Annotated in this window: 17 protein-coding genes; 1 reads left to right on the top strand and 16 read right to left on the bottom strand. The window is 35.3% G+C overall.

Annotation, left to right across the window (positions count from 1 at the left end):
• Positions 1–82: 82 nt before the first annotated feature.
• From hflC to JM172_RS07745, 9 genes are all read right to left on the bottom strand, one after another.
• Positions 83–1,015: a protease modulator HflC gene (hflC, locus tag JM172_RS07705; protein WP_214481594.1), complete on the bottom strand. Its 933-nt coding sequence runs from the start codon at positions 1,013–1,015 to the stop codon at positions 83–85.
• Positions 1,008–1,979 carry an FtsH protease activity modulator HflK gene (hflK, locus tag JM172_RS07710; RefSeq protein WP_214481595.1) on the bottom strand — a complete coding sequence of 324 codons (972 nt, stop codon included), beginning with the start codon at positions 1,977–1,979 and terminating at the stop codon, positions 1,008–1,010. Before hflK ends, hflC begins: the two co-directional genes overlap by 8 nt.
• Before the next feature lie 283 nt (positions 1,980–2,262).
• A complete protein-coding gene (gene pnpS / locus JM172_RS07715; RefSeq protein ID WP_214481596.1) occupies positions 2,263–4,023 on the bottom strand; it encodes a two-component system histidine kinase PnpS in 1,761 nt (586 codons plus the stop codon).
• The gene (locus JM172_RS07720) at positions 4,016–4,735 is read right to left on the bottom strand and encodes a response regulator transcription factor (protein ID WP_214481597.1); all 720 of its coding nucleotides are present in this window, start codon (positions 4,733–4,735) and stop codon (positions 4,016–4,018) included. Before JM172_RS07720 ends, pnpS begins: the two co-directional genes overlap by 8 nt.
• 686 nt (positions 4,736–5,421) lie before the next feature.
• Positions 5,422–5,898, bottom strand: a complete 477-nt coding sequence (locus tag JM172_RS07725; RefSeq protein ID WP_214481598.1) for a MaoC/PaaZ C-terminal domain-containing protein — start codon at positions 5,896–5,898, stop codon at positions 5,422–5,424.
• Positions 5,899–6,154: 256 nt separating this feature from the next.
• Positions 6,155–7,093, bottom strand: a complete 939-nt coding sequence (gene mdh / locus JM172_RS07730) for a malate dehydrogenase (RefSeq protein WP_214481599.1) — start codon at positions 7,091–7,093, stop codon at positions 6,155–6,157.
• Between the two features lie 41 nt (positions 7,094–7,134).
• Complete coding sequence (gene icd, locus JM172_RS07735) at positions 7,135–8,403, bottom strand: NADP-dependent isocitrate dehydrogenase (protein ID WP_214481600.1); 1,269 nt, start codon at positions 8,401–8,403, stop codon at positions 7,135–7,137.
• A gap of 132 nt (positions 8,404–8,535) precedes the next feature.
• A complete protein-coding gene (gene citZ, locus JM172_RS07740) occupies positions 8,536–9,651 on the bottom strand; it encodes a citrate synthase (protein ID WP_214481601.1) in 1,116 nt (371 codons plus the stop codon).
• A 496-nt stretch (positions 9,652–10,147) separates the two neighbouring features.
• On the bottom strand, positions 10,148–10,609 hold the full coding sequence (locus JM172_RS07745) for a DUF441 domain-containing protein (RefSeq protein ID WP_214481602.1): 462 nt from the start codon (positions 10,607–10,609) through the stop codon (positions 10,148–10,150).
• A 160-nt stretch (positions 10,610–10,769) separates the two neighbouring features.
• Here JM172_RS07745 and ytvI point away from each other — a divergent pair, with 160 nt between their 5' ends.
• Positions 10,770–11,888, top strand: a complete 1,119-nt coding sequence (gene ytvI, locus JM172_RS07750; protein ID WP_214481603.1) for a sporulation integral membrane protein YtvI — start codon at positions 10,770–10,772, stop codon at positions 11,886–11,888.
• Positions 11,889–11,946: 58 nt separating this feature from the next.
• On the opposite strand, the gene JM172_RS07755 is transcribed toward ytvI, so the two are convergent.
• The 7 genes from JM172_RS07755 to ystJ all read right to left on the bottom strand — a co-directional run bounded on the left by JM172_RS07755 (position 11,947) and on the right by ystJ (position 19,155).
• Complete coding sequence (locus tag JM172_RS07755; protein ID WP_214481604.1) at positions 11,947–12,336, bottom strand: FxsA family protein; 390 nt, start codon at positions 12,334–12,336, stop codon at positions 11,947–11,949.
• A gap of 106 nt (positions 12,337–12,442) precedes the next feature.
• The gene (gene pyk / locus JM172_RS07760; protein WP_214481605.1) at positions 12,443–14,203 is read right to left on the bottom strand and encodes a pyruvate kinase; all 1,761 of its coding nucleotides are present in this window, start codon (positions 14,201–14,203) and stop codon (positions 12,443–12,445) included.
• A 30-nt stretch (positions 14,204–14,233) separates the two neighbouring features.
• The gene (gene pfkA, locus JM172_RS07765; protein ID WP_214481606.1) at positions 14,234–15,193 is read right to left on the bottom strand and encodes a 6-phosphofructokinase; all 960 of its coding nucleotides are present in this window, start codon (positions 15,191–15,193) and stop codon (positions 14,234–14,236) included.
• Between the two features lie 193 nt (positions 15,194–15,386).
• The gene (gene accA, locus JM172_RS07770) at positions 15,387–16,364 is read right to left on the bottom strand and encodes an acetyl-CoA carboxylase carboxyl transferase subunit alpha (protein ID WP_214481607.1); all 978 of its coding nucleotides are present in this window, start codon (positions 16,362–16,364) and stop codon (positions 15,387–15,389) included.
• Complete coding sequence (gene accD, locus JM172_RS07775) at positions 16,358–17,218, bottom strand: acetyl-CoA carboxylase, carboxyltransferase subunit beta (RefSeq protein WP_214481608.1); 861 nt, start codon at positions 17,216–17,218, stop codon at positions 16,358–16,360. The genes accA and accD overlap by 7 nt, the downstream gene beginning before the upstream one ends.
• Before the next feature lie 78 nt (positions 17,219–17,296).
• Positions 17,297–17,917 carry a FadR/GntR family transcriptional regulator gene (locus JM172_RS07780; RefSeq protein ID WP_214481609.1) on the bottom strand — a complete coding sequence of 207 codons (621 nt, stop codon included), beginning with the start codon at positions 17,915–17,917 and terminating at the stop codon, positions 17,297–17,299.
• Between the two features lie 2 nt (positions 17,918–17,919).
• A complete protein-coding gene (ystJ, locus tag JM172_RS07785) occupies positions 17,920–19,155 on the bottom strand; it encodes an NADP-dependent malic enzyme (RefSeq protein ID WP_214481610.1) in 1,236 nt (411 codons plus the stop codon).
• Between the last annotated feature and the right edge of the window lie 34 nt (positions 19,156–19,189).

Raw genomic sequence — 19,189 nt, forward strand, 5'->3', positions numbered from 1 at the left:
ACGCAAAAAAAAGCCGTTATTCCTTCTTTCTATTGTAGCATGATATAGAAAAGAAAGGAAAATAACGACTTTTAAATGTTTGTTATTGTAAATTGCCCATCAGTAGATTTGCATAAGGTGAATCACTAGGAAGGATTATCATCGTCTCACCATTAATCGTCGTTTTATACGACTCTAAAGTTCGGAATAATTGATAAAACTCAGCATCTTTAGAAAATGATTCATTGTATATTTTGGCAGCTTCAGCTTCCCCTTCCCCTCGAATTACTTCCGCATCAGCCTTTGCTTTAGATAAAATTTCTTTAACTACTTTATCAGTATTTGCAATTATACGATTTTTATCAGCATCTCCTCTTGATAAATACTCCTGAGCAATCTTTTCACGATCAGAAATCATTCGAGTGAAAACAGTTTGTTCATTTTCTACAGGTAAATCTGTTCTTTTCATCCGTACATCAATTACTTGAATCCCATAGTTATCACGTACTAGCAACTCATTCACTTTTTCGGTAACCACATCGTTCAAACTACCTCTTGATGATTTTTCATCATTAATAACTTCATCATAGTTTAGCTTCCCTAACTCAGCACGGACGACAGAATAAATGAACTCGCCCATCTTAGCTTCTGCACCTGCAACAGTTCTTGCATTTGCAATCATCAGCTTAGGGTTCTCAATTTTCCATACGGAATAATTATCAATAATTAATCGTTTTTTATCTCTCGTATTAATTTCAGCCTCTTCCACATCATAAATCATTTGATATTTTGGTAAAGTAGTTACTGTTTGGATAAAAGGGATTTTATAGCTTAGCCCTGGTTCATCTTTATAATCTACTACTTCCCCAAATTGACGGATGACTTTATATTCACCTTCTTTTACGATAAAAAGGTTACTTAATATAATTCCAACTAAGACGAGAAATATAATCAAGAAAATTCCAGAAGTTCTATATTTCTTCCAATCCACATTCCCTTTCCGCTCATTAATATCAACTATGTTTTGATCACTCATTATTACCTTCACTTCCTTCCTGCTTAACTGGCGGTGTTTGACTTTCAAGTGGTTTAAGAGGTAAGTATTTTAATGTATTTCCGTCATCATTCATAATATATAGCTGAGTGTTAGGTAACACCTGCTCTAATGTTTCAATGATTAAACGTTGTTTCGTAATTTCTGGTGAATTTTTATATTCACTATATATTGAATTAAATAACGCTACATCACCAACGGCTTTTTGAATTCTTGCCACCTTATCTCCTTCTGCATTGTAGATAACAGCGTCTTTTTCCCCTTCAGCCTCTTGCTTACGTTTGTTTTCATATTTTTCTGCCTCATTGATCTTCGTATTCATCGTTTCTCTAGCGTCAGTAACATTTGTAAATGCTTTTCTTACTTCATCATTTGGTAATTCAACATCTTGCAATTTAACTGCTAACACGGAGATTCCAATGTCATATTTATCAACGAGTGATGTTAATAATTCAAAGACTTCCGCCTCAATTTCTGCTTTCCCAGATGTAAGAGCATCATCAATTGCTGAGCTACCGATAATACTTCTTAGTGAAGCGGATGTAGAATTGTATAAAATTTGCTCAGGATCTAAGGAATTATATAAGAATTTCCCTGGGTTTGTTATTTTCCACTGAACTACAAGATCTGCTAAAACAATATTTTCGTCACCAGTAATCATCTTCGTATCATTACGGTTTTCACGAACTACCTCATTATTCCTTTCCTCATATCCAAACTGTAAACTAAATGTCTCCTTTGACAGTTTTTGAACACTTTGGATAGGCCAAGGCAATTTAAAGTGAAGCCCTGGTTCACTAATACCTTCTTCTACTTTACCAAAAGTTAAAATAACTGCTTGTTCTGATTCATCAACGGTGTACCAAGACGTTAAAGCGCTCACACCTAACAGAACGACTAAAATTGCTAACCCTATAAATGAATATATCCTCTTCATACTAATCATGTCTCTCCCTCTCTTTCTTAGGCCTTAATATGTAGTACGGTTCAAAACATAAAAAGGTTTCATATGGTTCCCAATTTTATTTTAACGGAATATTAACAAAGAAAATAGCAAAAACATTGTAAAAACACACAAAAAAAAAAAAAGAGAACATGTTTCCATGTTCCCAAAGATGGTTCCTTCTGGATGAAGGGGTTTTCATTATATATACTAGCAGAGTATTGTAAAGGTTGCTTAAACGCCCTGTAAATTAATTGTTAACATATCCCATGATGTTAACTGTACGCTAGACGTATTGTTTTTTCAATACTACTGTAAAAACCGTTCCTTCCCCAACCTTACTTTCGACAAAGATTTGCCCATGATGCGCTTCTATAATATGCTTTACAATCGCAAGGCCTAATCCAGTCCCACCTGAATTTCGACTTCGATCCCTATCAACTCGGTAAAAGCGTTCAAAAATCCGTGGAATTTCTTCCTCTTTTATACCTATACCAGTGTCTATTATTTTGACAGATACCTCTTCTGTATTTTCAGCAATCATGATATCTACCTTTCCCTCAGGTCCAGTATAGACAATCGAATTTGATATTAGATTTATAAATATTTGCTTTAAACGGTCAGCATCCCCTGCCACAAATAAGTTTTCTGTCGCTTGGGTATTCATAGTAACTTTAATATTTTTTTCATCAGCTTTTCCAGCTAAAATGACCATTATTTCTTCAATAAGTACCTTTATGTCAACTTGATCAATATTTAAAGTAAATCCATGTTGCTCAATTTTCGAAAGATCTAGTAAATCTTGAATTAAGCTTTGCATCCTTTCACTTTCTTTCAATATGATGGAAAGAAAGTACTGCAAAGTGTTTTCGTCCTTCATTGCCCCATCTAATAATGTTTCACTAAAACCTTTAATAGAAGTAATTGGCGTTCTTAATTCATGAGAAACATTTGCTACGAAGTCCTTTCTCATTTGTTCAAGCATTTTTAATTCAGTAATATCGTGGAAAACTACAACTATACCTTTCCACTCATCGTTATTTCCAATAATTGGTCCACCATACACCTCAAAATGCTTTCGTTCAATTGAAATAGGTAGGCGTAATTGCTTTCTTACCTTTTCTTCAGTCATAAAAATTTCTTCAACGAGAGAAATCACTTCCTTATGACTAAAAGCTTCATAATAATATTTATACAAAAAATCATTAGGGTTTACTTGAAAGATTTCAGTAAAAGCTTTATTTACTAAATGAATGTAACCTTTACTATCAATTAAGAGTAAACCGCTACCCATATTTTCGATTAATGTTTCCAATCTATCTTGTTGCATTTCATGAGATTTTTTCATATCCTGGAGCGTTCGAGCTAGAACATTGATGGACTGGCTTAACATTCCAGTTTCATCTAATTCACCTTCATATGTCCTCGCTTTATAATTTCCTTTTGCTAGCTCCATAGCTACCTTAGTAGCTGATTCAAGCGGCTTTGTATATTGTGTTGTTATTTTAATAGCTAATAGCATGATAATAACTAGCCCGACTCCAAGGCTACTTATCACTAGTCCCCAAATCTGTGTGCTAATTTTATCTAATGAGGCCTTAGATGTTGTTAAAATGATATAACCAAATAAAGTATCTTCTTTTATAATAGACATGCCATATGAATATAAGTTCTCATCTTCGTTAGTTATATGAAATCCACTGTCATTTTCCTTATTTTGCTTTAGAAGATATTGTAGATCTCCATTTGTTAGTATATTGTTATTAGGATTTGATTGGTATTTCTCTCTACCTCGTTGATCCAAAATGGTAACATCAGTGTTTAAAATCTCTCCTATTGAATTAGCCTTCTCGTTAATATTCGCGCTTTCAATCCCTTCTTCAGCTATAGTATACGCAGCCATTTTTGCATCCTTTTCAATCTGCTCGAAAAATGAATTATTATAATATGACTCAAATAATTGTCCTATAAATAGACCTAAGGCTAATAATACTGTGACGATTAATGAAATCAATGCAAAGAGAAGGCGAGATCGAAATTTAAGCATCTAGTTTAGGCTCCTCCAGTTTATAACCTAATCCCCGAATCGTTTTAATATATATTGGCTTTCTTGTGTTCATTTCAATTTTTTCTCTAAGGTGACTAACATGAACATCAACTATACGTGTATCTCCAGCAAAGTCATAATTCCACACTGCACTTAGTAGTTGATCTCTCGTTAAGACTCTTCCTTTGTTTTTGCACAAGTATAATAGTAACTCAAATTCCTTCGGCGTAAGTTCTAATTTCTCACCAAGAAAATACGCTTCATAGTGCTCTGGAATGATTTTTAAATTTCCAATGATGATTGCTTCTTGATCTTCAACAGATTCACTGTTGACTTGATTTGATATTTGCATACGCCGTAAAATCGCTTTTACTCTAGCGACAACCTCTCTTGGACTAAAAGGCTTCGTCATATAATCATCTGCCCCTAGTTCTAAGCCAAGTACTTTATCAAATTCATCGTCCTTTGCAGTAAGCATTAAAATTGGCGTAAAAACCTTTTCTAATCTCAGTTGTTTACATACTTCAATACCATCAATTTGAGGTAGCATTAAGTCAAGAATGATTAAATCAGGCTTTTCACTTTTCGCTTTTTGTTTACCTGATTGTCCATCAGTCGCTACAATAACTTCAAACCCAGCTTTCTGCAAGTTATATGTAAGTAATGTCACAATAGACTGTTCATCATCAACCACTAATATTTTTGTACTCATATGTACCTCCAAGTATACGTATTAAACCCCATCCATCACTCAGAACTCTGTTACATATTCAGTGTTTTTGTTTTCATATCCAGAATTACACACATCTTTCAATAAATCTCTTTTCGTAAACATTGTTGCTATTGTTATCAAATCATTACGATAAAAAATGGTTTTATAAAGTTATTCATCGTTGTCCATAAGAAAAGATGCCACGAACGTTAGTTGTGTACGTGATCTAATACGAAAAACACAATCGATGCGAATACAGCCTTTAATAAGCATTCGGTCATCTTTTCGAGGTAAACAAACGAATTGAAACACATCAACTTCGACTATTTGTTCTTTTGTATATTATAGTACGAAAGTGTACGAAAAGAGCCTACATACATAAATTATAATCGATTAGAAATAGACAAACCAACTTTTTTTATTATAGGCTCTTTTCATAAACTTTGTTGATTTTCTTTCACTTACATTGTAGTAACCGATGTTATCTGCCTTTATTTAGCCCTTTTTAATATAGACCCTTTCACTATTTTTATTAACATTGAACAGCATGATGCGTTTATAGAAACTCAGTAATTTTAACACAGAAAAAATGCCACCAACACTAAAGTAAACTTGCCTATATTTAAGAATCAATGCGAAAATTAAAAGAACGAAGAGGATCAATGCTCTTCGTTCTTCAGTATATATTAAAAGTTTTCTAAAGCATTCCCGTCTAATGATTCTAAGCGATGGGGTGGACATACAAGTGTAGTACCTTCTAATACTTTTTCATCTTCCTCATTTGTTGCTTCAATCTTAATTTCAATTGTATGGTTACTTTCGTCAACGTTTATGACTTCAAAAAGAAATTGTACGGTTCCATAATGATATACAGGATGAATAAAGGAAATATCTTGTTTGAGTATATGACTGCCTGGTCCAGGTAAATACTTTGAGATTGCAGAGGTAATAATTCCTGTTAACATAATATTAGGGGCTATTGGTTTTTTATAAGGTGTCTGAGATGCATAGTCATGCTGAATATATAATGGATTTGAATCATTTGTTAGTCCTAAATAGAGTAATAAATCTTTATCCTCAATTTTTTCAGTTAAAGATAATTTTTCACCAACTGAAATTTCATTAATCAATCTTCCTAATTTTCTTTTTTTGCCTAACAACATACAAAACCTCCTATATTCGAAATACAGTAAAATTGAATGTGCTAGTTCATACTCATTCCCGAAAAAGCACTGAAGACCTTTATATGATTATGCTTGAACCATCACAGTGCATATATAAAAATAGAACATATTAGAAATTATGTAAAAACACATTGAAAATAAAAGGGTCATACTCCACATTTCTATAACAATTAGGGTAGTTTATTCCCTATATACTGTATAGTATGTGGAGTTAGACCCTTTTGAATGCTAATGATTATACGAGAACTTTCATTACACTTTTCACAGCTTCAGCTGATTTGGACAGAGCACTCTTTTCTTCCTCTATTAACTCTAACTCAATAACTTTTTCAATACCATTAGCTCCAAGGATTGTTGGCACACCAAGATATATGCCCTCAAAGCCATATTCACCTTCTAAATAAGCGATGGATGGTAAGACTCGACGTTGGTCTTTAAGAATTGCCTCTACCATTTCAACAAGGGAAGCAGCTGGAGCATAATATGCACTACCATTCCCTAGTAAGTTAACAATTTCTCCTCCACCTTTACGCGTACGTTCTACAATTGCATCTAGACGTTCCTTTGGAATTAACGTTTCGAGTGGAATACCACCTGCATATGAATAACGTACTAATGGCACCATATCATCACCATGACCACCTAATACGAAGCCAGTTATATCTTTAACTGATATATTCAGTTCTTGTGAAATAAATGTTCTAAAACGTGCAGTATCCAGTACCCCTGATTGACCTATGACACGATTTTTTGGAAATCCAGATTCTGTGAATACAGTGTAAGTCATTGCATCAACAGGATTCGTTAAAACAATGATATAACAGTTTGGCGAGTATTTCACAATTTCTTGTGTCACACTTTTCATTACTTTTTGATTTGTTTGCACTAGATCATCGCGACTCATTCCTGGTTTACGTGCTATACCAGCGGTAATTACTACGATATCTGAATCAGCAGTATCAGCATAATCAGATGTTCCGATTATATTTGAATCAAACCCTTGAACAGGACTTGCTTCTAACATATCTAATGCCTTACCCTTAGTAGGATTTTCCATTTGAGGAATGTCCACTAATACAACATCTCCAAGTTCCTTTTGCCCTAATAAAAATGCTGTCGTTGCACCAGTAAATCCTCCACCGATGACAGAGATTTTTTTTCTTTTTAATGTCATGAAAATTTCCCCCTAATCAACATCTATTTTGTCATTAATGCTTATAAGTTATTAATTAATTCATCAGCAAACTCTGAACATTTCACTTCTGTAGCACCATCCATTAAACGTGCGAAATCATAAGTTACAACTTTAGAAGCAATAGACTTCTCCATAGACTTTGTGATTAAATCAGCAGCTTCATTCCACCCTAAATGCTCAAGCATTAGTACCCCAGATAAAAGTACAGAAGATGGGTTAACTTTATCTAAACCTGCATATTTAGGAGCTGTACCGTGTGTCGCTTCAAAGATAGCATGTCCTGATTCATAATTGATGTTAGCACCAGGGGCAATACCAATACCACCAACTTGTGCTGCTAATGCATCAGAAATATAGTCACCATTCAAATTCATTGTAGCAACAACATCAAATTCTTTTGGACGAGTTAATATTTGTTGTAGGAAAATATCAGCAATTGCATCTTTAACGATAATTTTCCCTGCTGCTTCAGCTTCAGATTGAGCTTTATTCGCTGCCTCTTTTCCTTCTGCTTCAACGATGCGATCATACTCAGCCCAAGTAAATACTTTATCCCCAAACTCTTTTTCCGCAAGTTCATATCCCCAATTTTTAAATGCACCTTCAGTAAATTTCATGATGTTACCTTTATGAACAAGCGTTACAGATTTACGTCCTTCTTTGATAGCGTAATTTATTGCTGAACGTACTAAGCGGTATGTGCCTTCTTCTGACACTGGCTTAATTCCGATACCTGATGTTTCTGGGAAGCGAATCTTGGCAACTCCCATTTCATTTTGTAGGAATTCAATCACTTTTTTCACTTCATCTGAGCCTTTTGCATACTCAATCCCTGCATAGATATCTTCTGTGTTTTCACGGAAAATAACCATATCAGTATCCTCTGGGCGCTTAACAGGTGATGGGACACCTTGGAAATAACGAACAGGTCTTAAACATACAAACAAATCTAGTTCTTGACGAAGAGCTACATTTAAAGAACGTATACCTCCGCCAATAGGTGTAGTAAGTGGTCCTTTGATAGCAATTATGTACTCTCTAATGTCATCAAGTGTTGCCTCAGGAAGCCATTCACCTGTTTGGTTAAATGCTTTTTCACCAGCAAGAACTTCTTTCCAAATAATTGATTTCTCACCATTGTACGCTTTTTCTACTGCAGCCTCCAACACTCGTGATGCTGCTGCCCAAATGTCTGGCCCTGTACCATCACCTTCGATAAAAGGAATGATAGGATTATTTGGTACATTTAATTTTCCATTTTCAACCGTAATTTTTTTCCCTTGTGTCAACATAAAAACCTCCATCCATGATGCTGTTGTTATTTTTATTAATACATTATCCATTGGAAAGAGAAGGAGCTCCCTTTCCAACCAAATACTATTTTATCATTTAATACTTCCTTACATATAATACTTTCTATATTATCTCTGTTCCATAGGGATATAAACTTGTTTACTCGGTCCTGTATATTCTGCTCTTGGACGAATTAAACGGTTGTTATCATATTGTTCTAATATGTGTGCTAACCAGCCTGAGATGCGGCTTACAGCAAATATAGGTGTAAATATATCGTGATCAATTCCTAAGCTGTGGTAGACAGATGCAGAGTAAAAATCTACATTAGGAGGAAGTGGTTTTTCAGATGTTACTAGGTCTTCAATTTTCACAGACATTTCAAACCACTTTGTTTCACCTGTAATTCTTGTTAGTTTCTCAGACATTTCCTTTAAATGTTTCGCACGAGGATCGCCTTTTCTATATACTCGATGACCAAAGCCCATAATTTTTTCTTTCTGTTCAAATTTATTTTTAATATAAGGATCTACATTTTCTACAGACCCGATTTCTGTTAGCATTTTCATTACAGCTTCATTTGCACCGCCATGAAGAGGCCCTTTAAGTGCACCAATTGCAGCAGTAATACCAGAATACACATCAGATAGCGTTGCGACACACACACGGCCAGTAAAGGTTGAAGCATTGAGCTCATGGTCCGCATGTAATACCAACGCTTTATTGAAAGCTTCTATAGCGATGTCACTTGGTTCTTCACCTGTAAGCATGTACAAGAAATTAGCAGCAAAACCTAAATCTGTACGTGGTGATATTGGCTCAAGACCTTTTCGTATACGTGAAAAAGAAGTAACAATTGTAGGTATTTTTGCTTGTAAACGAATAGCTTTACGATAATTTGCTTCTTCATCCATTTTATCAGCTTCAGCGTCATATAATCCTAACAAGGAAATAGCTGAGCGTAACGCCGCCATAGGGTGAACCTCGTTAATAGGATACATATTAAAATGATCAATGATTTCTTGTGGAATGCTTGCATTTTCAGCTAATTCATTTGTTAGTTGTGCAAGCTCATTCTTGTTAGGTAATTTGCGGTTCCAAAGTAGGTAAATGACCTCTTCAAAACTAGCATTTTCTGCAAGATCATCAATGTCATATCCTGCGTATGTTAGTGTGTCATCTATGATTGAACTAATAGATGATGTTGTTGCTACTATCCCTTCCAGACCGCGTGTTACTGTCATAAAAATCTCTCCTTTTTAAATAAAATTCCCCATAGCCTTTATATTTACTGTACTAGAAATTGAGCGGTTGCTCAAATTAGGAAAAAACTTACTTATTTCATATACACATCAACAGCAAGGTTATTCTATTTATATATAATAAGAAAATATGTGCACTAATACACTAATAAGCATGCGAAAGTTTCCCTCCTTAAATTAAGAAAACATGCTCCCTAGTCTATAGTCCCTCTCATTTATATGAGCAAATTTGTTTTTTCACAAACGGGGAAGTGCGAATGATCTTATCTCACAAAAAGAAAATGCTTACATTTTATGCTTTTTTCAAAAGATTAACATTCCTGCTAAGACATGTAAAAATACCCCTCTACTATTTTATTGTGAGTAAGGGCATTAATATAAGAAAGATAACATATTAGTATTATTATAAACAATTATCAGACTCTTGTGAATGAAAAGAACCTTATTTATTTAAAAAAATATTATTACAAGAAAATAATCAACCAAAAATATTAAAAATTCTCATACATATATATGCAATCCCTGCTCCAATTAAAGGGCCAACTGCTACAGCTTTAAACAGTGCTACTGCTAAAATAGTGCCGAATACAAGTGCTGCTGTAATATGAGGATCATTCTCCAATAACGTTAAACCACTTTTTGCAATGATCGCAACAGCCATTCCAGACAGTAATGCAATCCAAGCATATGGAGATTTAAGAGCTTCAACAAGTTGTTTAAACCCAATTTCACCTGTCGCAATAGGAACTAATACAGCAACTGTAATGATCGTTACACCCCAATTAATTCCCTTACCTTGAATATAAGGATATAGCTTCGAATCAAATCCAAGCAATTTTATTAGTAGCAGGACAAAAATAGCAATGATTAGTGATTGATTTTTCGCGATGATTCCAATTGCTAGTAAGATTAATAAGAATGCTGTTGATTGAGAGAACAATATAATCAATCCTCCTTGCTGCGCTCTACCAGGTCAATCATAACAAACAATTGGTCAATGTAAAAGAATCGCCTTATAATGTATAAAATTCACAAAACTATCCTTTCCATTCTTAACCATATTATTATAAAATACTTATATGGGATAGGGGGGCTGTTTATTGAATCTTGAATATGTTTACCGTGGGCTACGCCTACTATTTGTATTAGCAGTAATAACGATAGGAATCATAGGACTTTATTATGTATCAACTGTTACATATCCGTTCATTATTGCGCTAATAATCGCTTATTTAATAAACCCGATCGTAAACCTCTTGGAACGTAAAGCAAAAATACCACGATCACTATCAATCTTTATTACCTTAATTTTATTATTCGGAATCATAGCAGGCTTAATTACACTATTAGTTGTCGAAATAGTTGCAGGCACAGAATATTTAGCTAAAGTTGTACCTGAACACTTTAACACACTAATGCAATATATTGAAGTGTTTATTGCAAGTAAAATCATTCCGTTCTACAACCAGCTTGCAGTGTTCTTTAAAAATCTAGATGCTGGGCAACAAGATACAATTATGCAAAACATTTCATCAGTCGGTACGAATATTGCGTCAAGTGTCGGAGATTTCATCCAACAAGTACTAGAAAACATTCCAAACTTATTAGCTTGGGTTCCTAACACTGGAACAGTTGTCGTTTTTTCACTACTAGCTACTTTTTTCATTAGTAAGGACTGGGATCGTCTGTCTGGATTAATGAGTAAACTGTTACCTAGAAAAGCAAGAACTAGCGGTAAAAAAGTCTTTTTTGACTTAAAAAAAGCTCTTTTCGGATTTTTAAAAGCTCAAGCAACTTTAATATCGATTACCGCAATTATCGTATTAATAGGGTTGCTCATTTTAAGAGTAAATTATGCAATAACAATCGCTTTAATAATAGGTTTTGTTGATCTACTTCCGTACTTAGGAACAGGACTTATTTTAGTGCCATGGATCGTTTATGCAGCTGTAAGTGGAGATATATCTCTAGCAATTGGGTTAGGGATACTATATATCATCATCCTTATTACAAGACAAATTATGGAACCTAAAGTATTATCATCTAGTATTGGTTTAGATCCTTTAGCAACGCTCGTATCATTATTCATTGGATTTAAACTGCTAGGGTTTTTGGGGCTAATCGCTGGACCTGTTATATTGGTAATTATTAAAACCTTGCATAGTGCAAATATATTTAATGAATTATATGCTTATATCATAGATAAAAAAGAGTCCTAAACAAGGACTCTTTTTTATCTATGGGCAAATTTTCTACTCGTATACCCATCCCATTGTGTTATCTTATAATCGTTATATTTCCACGGTCGATCATCTTTTTGATGACTTTGAGTAGGAATGGCTTTAAAATATTTCTTGTCATCGGGATTAGTAGCATAAAACCTATTGCATCGGTAATAAAGCCAGGGGTTAATAATACTACACCACCAACTAGTATACAAAGTCCATCTATAATTGCATCTCCTGGGGGTCGTCCGTAGCTCACTTGTTGTTGAAAATTACGTAATGTTTCTATTCCTTGCTTTTTAGCTAGCCATGCTCCTAAAACACCAGTTAAAATAATTAAAACGATTGTCGGAAATATACCTAAAGTATTACCTGACAATATTAATAAGCCAATTTCTAGTGCTGGAACTATAATGATAAGTGCAATCATCATTTGCAACATTATATTGTGGTCCTCCAATCACCATTGAACAATATTGATCTATTTGTCCTTATTATACCTTAAAATAAAAAAAAGAGAAGGCATAACACCCTCTCCAGTGATGGATTTATAATACACTAGTTCTTCCTTCATAAATCGTTCCTAAGCCGCCATCAACAGTTATTTCATTTCCATCTTTAATAATCTTAGTCGCATTTTCAACACCAACGATGACAGGTATACCTAAGCTCAGTCCAACTACTGCTGCATGACTTGTAAGGCCACCTTCTTCAGTAATAATAGCTGAAGCCATTTCTAAAGATGACATCATATCAGCATCTGTACATTGAGTAACTAATATAGCTCCCTCTGTCATTTTTTGTTTAGCATCTTTTTGACTAGATACAACAACCGCTTTTCCAAATGCTGATTTACGACCTACACCTTGTCCTTTAGCGATAACATTGCCTACCACATGAATTTTCATTAAGTTGGTAGCACCTTTTTCACCAGTTGGAACACCTGCTGTAATTACGACTAAATCACCGCATGAAATAAGTTTGGCGTCTAATGATGCCTGGACAGCTACTTCAAGCATTTCGTCAGTTGAGTTCGCTTGTTTAGCCGTTATTGGATAGACACCCCAAGTAAGAGCAAGCTTGCGAGAAGTAGATTTATCTCCTGTTACTGCAATAATTGGTGCTTTTGGACGATATTTAGAAATCATTCTAGCAGTATATCCACTCGCTGTTGGAGCGATAATCGCATTAACTCCTAAATTAAGTGCAGTATGAGCAACCGATTGGCTAAGAGCATCAGGGATCGTTGGATTTGTTTGTTTACTACGCTTTGCTAAAATTTGAGAGTATTCCAATGCTGTTTCGGCACGGGATGCAATGCTGTGCATTGTACCTACAGCTTCTACTGGATACGATCCAGCAGCAGTTTCCCCAGATAACATGATAGCATCAGTACCATCAAAAATAGCATTTGCAACATCACTCGCCTCAGCACGTGTAGGTCTTGGATTTCGTTGCATAGAATCTAACATTTGAGTTGCTGTAATAACAGGCTTTCCAAGCTCATTACATTTTTTAATAAGTTCTTTTTGTACAAGAGGAACTTCTTCTGCTGGTATTTCAACACCTAAATCTCCACGAGCTACCATTAATCCATCTGAAACCTCAAGTATATCGTCGATATTATCAACGCCTTCTTGGTTTTCAATTTTTGGTATAATTTGTATATTTGGTGCATCATGTTTTTCTAATATCTCACGAATATCTAGAACATCACTAGCACGGCGAACAAAAGAAGCAGCGATAAAATCTACACCTTGTTCGATACCAAAAATGATATCGTTAGCATCTTTATCGGTAATTCCTGGTAATTTCACCTTAACCCCTGGAACATTTACCCCTTTTTTATTTTTTAATACACCGTTATTTAATACTTTTGTTGTTATTTCCCCAAGTTCTGCATTAATTGCAATTACTTCAAGGCCAATTAAACCATCATCTAGCAAAATTTTAGAACCAACTTCAACATCTTCAATTAAACCTGGATAAGTGATAGAAAACTTTTGAGGTGTACCAATAACCTCTTCCATTGAAATAATTACTTCAGAACCATCAATTAACTCAATTGCACCGCTTTCCATCGTATGTGTTCTAATTTCCGGACCCTTCGTATCGAGAAGAATAGCGATATTTTTTCCAGTCTTTTTGGCAGCTTCACGAATATTTTTTATACGTGCTCCATGCTCCTCAAAATCACCATGTGAAAAATTCAATCTAGTTACGTTCATCCCTGTTTCCATTAACTCAACTAACTTATCTACACTTTCACTAGCCGGACCTATTGTACATACAATCTTTGTTTTTCTCATCAATTTCTACCCCCAATAGTAATTTTCTTTCTATATTGATAATTCTTTTGATAATTTATACATATCTTCATCAATATGATGTTGCTGTGCCAACGCTTCGATAATATCATGATCGACGAGTTTATTATTTTGAATACCGACAGCTCGGCCACCTTTACTAGCTAATAAAAGCTCTACAGCTTTCGCACCTAGTCGGCTTGCTAATACTCTGTCAAATGCAGTAGGTGATCCACCACGTTGAATATGACCTAATACAGACACACGTGTTTCAAAGTTAGTTTCCTCTTGAATCTTATTACCGATATCAACACCACTGCCTACACCCTCTGCAACGATAATGATACTATGCTTCTTACCTCTTTCATGTCCACTTCTTAATCTATTAGTAATCTCATTCATGTCATAGTTAGCTTCAGGTATTAGAATTGTTTCTGCTCCACCTGCTAAGCCAGCCCATAACGCTATATCACCCGCTAATCTTCCCATTACTTCGATAACATAAGTGCGTTCATGAGAAGTAGCAGTATCACGAATCTTATCTATCGCATCTATTACAGTATTTAATGCAGTGTCAAACCCAATAGTAAAATCAGTTCCAGGAATATCATTATCAATCGTTCCTGGTACACCTACACAAGGGTAACCATGCTCAGTCAGCGCTTTTGCTCCTCTGTACGATCCATCTCCACCAACAACAACAAGCCCTTCAATTCCATGCTTATTTAACTGCTCAATACCTTGTTTCTGCCCTTCAGGTGTTTTAAACTCTTCACACCTTGCAGAATAGAGCATTGTTCCACCTCGATGAATGATATCTCCAACGGAACCAAGTTCTAACTTTTTAATATTACCACTCATTAAACCTGCATAGCCTTGGTACACTCCATATACTTCAATATTATGATAAATTGCTTTTCTAACAACTGCTCTAACTGCCGCATTCATTCCTGGGGAGTCTCCACCACTCGTTAACACACCAATTCTTTTCATTACGTCTCACCTCATTAATTTGTATGAACGGCCTTGAGAAGAGAAGGCGAGATTTACAAAAAAATACATCCGACCTCCATCATCAGAACCTAAGTATTCTTAAAATAACATTTCATTACGACGAAAACAATATCACAAATGTGAAAAAAAAAGGAAAACGTGCATCCAAAATTGATTTTGGATGCACGTTGCATTATTTTACCTCTACGTAACCGTTTTCATAAGAGATTTGTCCGATAGTTTTGTATTTTCTATACCTTTCCTGAACCAAAGTTGCGGAATCCAATTCCTTTAGCTCACTAATGGATTGCTTTAAAACTACATCAATTAGCTTAGCTTGCTCATCAACATCTCGGTGAGCTCCACCTTTAATTTCAGGAATGATTTCGTCAATAACACCTAACTCTTTTAAATCTGGTGCAGTAATTTTCATCGATTCAGCAGCTTTTTTGGCTAGGGCTGCATCCTTCCATAAAATAGATGCGGCACCTTCTGGAGTGATTACTGAATATGTTGAATTCTCTAACATATGAATATGGTTTCCAACTCCAATACCTAAAGCTCCTCCACTTCCACCTTCTCCAATGACAATACAAACAACTGGGACTGTTAATCCAGCCATTTCAAACAAGTTCTTTGCAATCGCTTCACTCTGGCCTCTTTCTTCAGCTGCTTTTCCTGGGTAAGCACCTTTCGTATCAATAAAACAAACGATCGTGCGCTGAAATTTTTCTGCCTGTTTCATTAAACGTAATGCTTTACGGTATCCCTCTGGATGAGGCATTCCAAAATTTCTACGAATATTTTCTTTCGTATCTTTACCCCGTTGATGTCCTATAACAGTTACAGGAAGCCCATAATATTTTGCTATTCCTCCAACGATTGCACCGTCATCTCCAAAATATCGGTCTCCGTGACACTCCATAAAATTAGTAAACAAACGTTCAATATAATCTAATGTTGTTGGGCGATTTGGGTGACGAGCTATTTGAACCCGATCCCACGTTTTCATATTTCCATATATTTCACTTTCTAATTTCTTTAACCGTTGCTCAAGTTTTTCAATTTCAGCAGATAAATCCACATCAGAATTTTGTGTAAATTCCTTCAGTTCAGCAATTTTTTTAGTTAGTTCAATTATAGGGCGTTCAAATTCTAACTCAGCTACCATTCCAAATCACCTCCTATATGTATGGATAGTACATTCTCTAAAGTTTCTTTCATATTATGCCGATGAACTACAGCATCAAGCTGCCCTTTTTCCAATAAAAATTCAGCAGTTTGAAAATCCTCCGGAAGCTCTTCTCGTATTGTTTGCTCTATAATACGTCTACCAGCAAACCCTATTAAAGCACCTGGTTCAGCAAAATTATAATCTCCTAAAGATGCAAAACTCGCTGAAACCCCGCCGGTTGTAGGATCTGTCATTACAGATATAATGAGTCCTCCTTGATCACTAAAAAGTTTAAGGGCTGCACTTGTTTTAGCCATTTGCATTAAACTTAATACACCCTCCTGCATTCTCGCACCACCTGAAGTAGTAAATATAATAAAAGGTACATTCAGCTCCATGGCCTTTTCAATTGCAAGAGTAATTTTTTCTCCAATTACAGACCCCATACTACCCATTCGAAAGTGTGAATCCATAACAGCTATAACTGTTTTAAAGCCACTAATTTCTCCCTCACCAGTAACTATTCCTTCGTTAAGACCTGTTTTGATACGATCTTTTTCTATCTTTTCTTCATATCCAGGAAAGTTTAGTGGATTATCCGAGATCAAGCCTTGATCATACTCACGAAAAGTCCCTTCATCTATCAAACTGCCAATTCTTTCGAAAGCTGTCATTCTATGATGGTGATCACAATTTAAGCATACACGTAAATTTTTGTTTAATTCTTTCGTATACATAATTTTTTTACAGCTTGGACATTTTGTCATGATACCTTCGGGCACATCTTGTTTTGCTTGCTCTGAGGGAATGGATGCATACTTTTTCTTTTTTACAAAAAAATCCTTAAGCATTGTGTAAATCCCCTTTACCAAATTCTATATACTACCTCTACTTTAACTAAATGTTATAAATAATTTTGTCAAAGTTTGTCATGCATCTATCGACAATTGTTTTACAGCTATGTTTTCATAAGTGCTAAGGGCTAAGTCTACTTTTTCTTCCTCAAGCGCATTTATGAGTTCTGTATAATAGTCTAACGGAAGGTTATAAGAATGATATTCCAACTTATAATAATCAAATAACACTAGCCAAATTCTTAGCAACAGCCTATTATTTGTCGCTTCTACAACTGTTTTCATAAATTGATCATGATCAAAGTTATTACCAGAAGTTAACGACTTCAAACATTGTAAATAGCTTTTATTACTTACTTTGCAACATAAAAAAATAGAATTGCGCTCGAGTAAATATTTGGTCTCTAGTATATCTTCTTTAGCCTTATCATCCTGTAAAATAAAGCTTCCAATTAGCTCAATAAGGCTATGGTCACCAAATTCTTTGATGAACGTTCCTTCACCCTGTCGTGTTTCAATTATGCCTAGTAATTCTAACGCTCTCAGTGCCTCACGTACAGAAGAGCGGCCTGCTTTTAATCTAACAGCAAGCTCACGTTCTGATGGGATTTTATCACCAGCTTTTAATCTATCTTCTGTAATTATGCATTGTAATTGATGAACAATCTCTATATATACTTTAGATCTTGATGACATTATTATTCATTACCAATAATTGAAAGTTTGCGGGTTTTTTCTGCAATACTCTCTGGGTCTAATTGGATACGTGCTACACCTGTTTCCATTGCAGCTTTCGCAACAGCTGCAGCAACCATTGGAGCTACTCTAGGATCAAATGGAGCTGGAATGACATAGTCTGCCTGTAGATCTTCATCTGAAACAAGCCTTGCAATCGCTTTAACGGCAGCGATCTTCATTTGCTCATTTATGTGAGTAGCACGAATATCTAGCGCACCTCGAAATATTCCAGGAAAAGCCAGGACGTTATTTACTTGATTTGGAAAATCAGATCGACCTGTTCCAACAACCTTTGCTCCAGCTTCCTTCGCCTGATCAGGCATGATTTCAGGATTAGGATTTGCCATTGCAAAAATAATCGGATCATCATCCATATTTTGAATCATTTCCTTAGTTAGTGCACCTTCAACAGAAACACCTATAAAAACATCAGCACCTTTGATAACATCGGCTAATGTTCCCTCCATTTTTTCCCGATTAGTGTACTTCGCTACTTCATTTTTTACATTGTTCATCCCATACGATCTGCCTTCAAATATAGCACCTTTAGAATCGCACATCACTATATCTCTTACACCAAAGTTATATAATAATTTGATAATTGCTATTCCAGCTGCACCCGCTCCATTAGCTACTATTTTGATTTCAGACATCTTTTTCCCAACTAATTTAAGTGCGTTCACCAAACCGGCTACTGTAACAATAGCTGTTCCGTGTTGGTCATCATGGAAAATAGGGATATTCGTTTCTTTCTTTAAGCGTTCTTCAATGATGAAACAATTTGGAGCTGCAATATCCTCAAGGTTAACCCCACCGAATGTCGGTTCCAATAATTTCACTGTTTCAACAATTTTATCAACATCTGTTGTGTTCAAACAAATTGGAAAGGCGTCAACTCCTGCAAAGCTTTTGAAAAGTACAGCTTTCCCTTCCATGACAGGCATAGCTGCTTCTGGTCCAATGTTACCAAGCCCCAATACAGCTGTACCGTCAGAGACTACAGCAACCATATTTCCCTTCATCGTATATTCATAGACTTTTTGTACATCATCATAAATATCCTTACAAGGTTCTGCTACACCAGGTGAATAGGCTAAGCTTAAATCCTTTGCATTTCGAACAGGAACTTTAGATTTGGACTCTAACTTTCCTCTATGAATACTATGCATATGTAATGCTTCTTCTCTTAATGACATGTCATTTCACTCCTTAATGTACTACAAAGTTAGC

This window comes from Bacillus sp. SM2101, assembly GCF_018588585.1.
In the GTDB taxonomy this organism is placed as follows: domain Bacteria; phylum Bacillota; class Bacilli; order Bacillales; family SM2101; genus Nanhaiella; species Nanhaiella sioensis.